The following is a 3,874-nucleotide window of genomic DNA, read 5'->3' as shown; positions in this document are numbered from 1 at the left end:
CGTTCACTTCCGTCCCTGAAGATCAGGCAGGCGCCGGTTTTTTTACTTATCCCTGCAATTGATTTCATAGGAACCTTAGAACCATTTTGGGTAGGGACCAATAAATTACCGATATCATCCTCCGACATCCGGTATTCTTCAGGCAACCGCACACGGATATCGTAAGTTTCAATACCTTCATATAAGGTAGAAGCCACCTGGCCACCAATAGCCATAGACAGTACCGCATTTGCATTTGCAGTAGTAACACCGTAAAGGGCCATTTTTTGCTGGTCGAGGTTTACATCAATTTCCGGTTGCCCTATATTTTGAATGACTCCGAGATCATCAATTCCCCGTATATTTTTCATGACATTATAAACCTCGTTCAGCTTTTGCTCCATGTAATCCAAAGAATCGCCATAAATCTTCACACAAATTGAACCTTTAACGCCGGATACCGCCTCTTCAACGTTATCCGTGATGGGTTGCGAAAAATTCAGTCTGACACCGGGAATGACCGAAAGCTTTTTGTTCATACTGGCAATCAAATCTTCCTTGGATATTTTAGGTTTCCATTCCGACTCAGGCAGCATAATCACGTCAAATTCATTATTATAAAACCCCGTGACATCAGTTCCGTTGTCGGGACGGCCGGTTTGTGAAACCACGCACTTAACCTGCGGGAAAGTCATCAGGATATTCCTTGCCTGAAGCGCCACATCCACGCCCCTTTGCAACGAAGCGCTGTATGGAAGCTGAACACGTAACCAGACATCTCCTTCATTGAGTTCAGGGATGAATTCCGAACCTAAAAAAGTAAAAGAACCTAAACCAGCAATGACCATCACCAATGTCGCGATAATCACTCTTTTGCGATATTTATAAGAAATCTCAAATCCCGACAACATGAACCTGTTTATGAAACGGGAAAAAGGATTAGATTTCTCGTGGATATTTTTATTTAACAATAAGGAAATTAAAACCGGAACTAGGGTTAAAGTGGAAATCAGCGCTCCCAATAAGGAGAAACCAAGAGTATAGGCCAAGGGCGAAAACATCTTCCCTTCAACTTTTTGAAAGGAAAAAATAGGCACCAGACAGGTGATGATAATAACCTTCGCAAAGAATATGGCTTTGCCCATCTTGGCCCCGACAGACCTGTAAAGCCCCAGTTTCGAAAGCTTGTTGAATTTTGTCATCCCGATTTCCTGTGCCTTGGAGCTCAGGGCCACAAATATGCCCTCGACCATAACCACGGATCCGTCAATAATAATCCCGAAATCAACGGCTCCCAAGGATAAAAGATTGGCGGTCATCCCCATTATCCTTAGACAGATGAAGGCAAAGAATAAGGACATGGGGATGACTAGGGCTACAATTAGGGTTGTACGCCAATCAAAAAGAAACAAAGACACAATTAAAACAACTAACAGAATTCCTTCAATCAGGTTATGCAGAACCGTTTTTGTGGCAAAAGAGATCAGATTAGTCCGGTCATAATAGGGGACAATCTGTGTATCTGCCGGCAATATATTTTTATTCAGATTATCAATTTCCTTTTTCAATGCAGTAATCACTTCAGAAGGATTTTCGCCTTTCCGCATGACTACAATACATTCGACCACATCATCCTGGCCTTTTACTGTTCTTTTCCCCTGAGAATCAATAAAGGCGTCACTTCGGGTAACCCAGCCCAGGCGGGGAAGGTTTGAAATGGTCACATCGGCCACATCCTTTACCAGTAATGGAACGCCATTGTTGTTCCTGATGATTATGTTGTTTATCTCATTGATGTCGTTGATCAGTCCAATGCCGCGCACCACGTACGCTTCATCATTTTCAAATATCATATCGCCGCCGATATTGATGTTTGTATTCTGAATGGCTGTGTAAACATCAAGCGGGGTAAGGCCCAGAGAAGTAAGCTTATCGGGATTTACCTTTATCTCGTAAGTTTTTGTCTTGCCCCCAAAACTATTGAGATCGGCCACGCCAGGTACAGCCCGCAACCTGCGGTCAATCACCCAATCCTGGATGCTTTTTAATTCACGGACATCGCGAAACGAACTTTTCAGCGTATAACGAAAAATTTCACCGGTTGGTCCTGTCGGAGGCTGGATTGAAGGCGTCACACCGGGCGGAAGAGTAGCATTGGAAAGCAGGCTCATCACCTGCATCCTGGCCTGTTCATCCTTTACATTGTCATCGAAAATAAGTTTTATGGAAGACAGTCCAAACATACTGGTAGAACGCATGCTTACCTTCTTTTGAACTGAATTCATGGCAATTTCTATGGGAATCGTAATATGTTTTTCAACTTCTTCGGCACTTCTGCCCGGCCATTGAGTAATTATAGAGATTTCGGTATTGGTTACATCCGGAAAAGCTTCAATCGGCATGTTTTTGAAAGTGATAATGCCTGTAACGATCAAAGCTGCAGAAAGAAGCAATATTAAATATTTGTTATTTAATGAAAATCCTATAATATTTCTTAAAAACTTATTCATTATTCACACGCTGAATTGACAATCAATTATTTAACTCGCTATAAATTTGAAGGGCCAGGGAAGATATCACCCTGTCACCTTCCTTGACACCGGAGCGGATGTAGGTTCTGTCTCCCAGAGTATTTAATACTTCAACCGGAATAATATCCGCATTCCCTTTGCCCTTATATACCAGGACATAATACCTGCTGCGGTCATAAACAAGAGCCTTGCTCGGGATGCAAAGAGCCCTCCTGCCCTCGGGATTTGCAACCATCACGCTGGCATACATCTGGGGCTTCAGCATACAATTTGGATTCTTGATCACCACGCGTACCTTGATAACCTTACTCGTCGGATCAAGTACATTCATTATTTTATCCACTTTCCCATTAAAGACCTTGTCAGGGGCAGACAATATTTTTACTTCCGCATGATCACCGATATGAATTTCCTGAGCATCAGCCTCGTAAACATTTCCCTCAACCCACACATCGCTCAAATCGGCAATTGTAAACAAATTCGCGTTATTGTCTGCCCTGACAATAGTCCCGTTGGTAACATTCTTCTGAACAACAAAACCACTGATCGGCGACCTGACGATATAGTCGCCGTTGGTTCTGCTGCCGTTTATCTTAAGCACACGCCTGGCCATTTCCAGTTGAGAGACAGCCTGAGTGTAATTAGCCTGAGCATTGGTAACTTCAATCATTGAAGATAAACCACTTTTATAAAGTTCGTTGGCGGCCTCCAGTTGTTTCTTTGCAGTTTTCACATTCCCTTCGGCCACCGTAAGATTATAGCTGTATCCGGCCATCTCGCTGCTTTTGACAATTGCCAGTACCTGACCTCTCCAAACATAATCACCTGACTGGACTTTTATATCCTGAATATTCCCGCTAACCAGGGAATAAATATTAGCCTGCTTATCCTGATTGAAATCAACCATTCCCGTAAGTTTTACCACATTCACCAATGGACAGTTCTGAACCGAATCAATGGTTAAAGTTTTTAAAAGAGAATCGGGTATGACATACTTAGCCCTTGTCTCCTCCTGCTTGTTCTCCTTACATCCCAAAAGAAATGCCGGAACAATTAACAAAATGAAAAGAACCTGATTAAAACCAATTTCCCGCCTACACCTATTCATTATTCACTTATATTTTTAATTTTGTTTGTTATAAAAATTAGTACCAGTCAAAAAATTCAAATTCTCCAATGCATTGACTTTATTATACAGAATTGAATTTAACTGTATAACATTTTGTTTATAAGCATCATAGAAAGTCAGAAACTGAAGGATGTTCACATTTCTTCTCAGATAATTATTCAGCATTTCCGTTGCAAGGCTGTTAAAGTTATCCTTGAAAGTGGAATCAATGCCCGTCAATAACTTATCTGCATCG

The 3,874-nt window shown here is 41.8% G+C and carries 3 protein-coding genes; all 3 read right to left on the bottom strand.

Annotated features, from left to right (window positions below; translation table 11 throughout):
* The coding region (locus Q8907_13995) for an efflux RND transporter permease subunit (GenBank protein ID MDP4275382.1) at nucleotides 1–2,489 on the bottom strand (2,489 nt) is incomplete at its 3' end.
* A gap of 22 nt (nucleotides 2,490–2,511) precedes the next feature.
* Complete coding sequence (locus Q8907_13990; protein MDP4275381.1) at nucleotides 2,512–3,618, bottom strand: efflux RND transporter periplasmic adaptor subunit; 1,107 nt, start codon at nucleotides 3,616–3,618, stop codon at nucleotides 2,512–2,514.
* A gap of 15 nt (nucleotides 3,619–3,633) precedes the next feature.
* The coding region (locus Q8907_13985) for a hypothetical protein (protein MDP4275380.1) at nucleotides 3,634–3,874 on the bottom strand (241 nt) is incomplete at its 5' end.

This window comes from Bacteroidota bacterium, from assembly GCA_030706565.1.
Taxonomy (GTDB): domain Bacteria; phylum Bacteroidota; class Bacteroidia; order Bacteroidales; family JAUZOH01; genus JAUZOH01.
The sequence above is the reverse complement of the archived record's forward strand: the minus strand, read 5'-3'. Positions and strand labels throughout refer to the sequence as shown.

What these genes read in the sequence shown, in the direction of transcription:
- Q8907_13990 (MDP4275381.1), bottom strand. Translation starts at nt 3,618, where the DNA reads ATGAATAGGTGTAGGCGGGAAATTGGTTTTAATCAGGTTCTTTTCATT.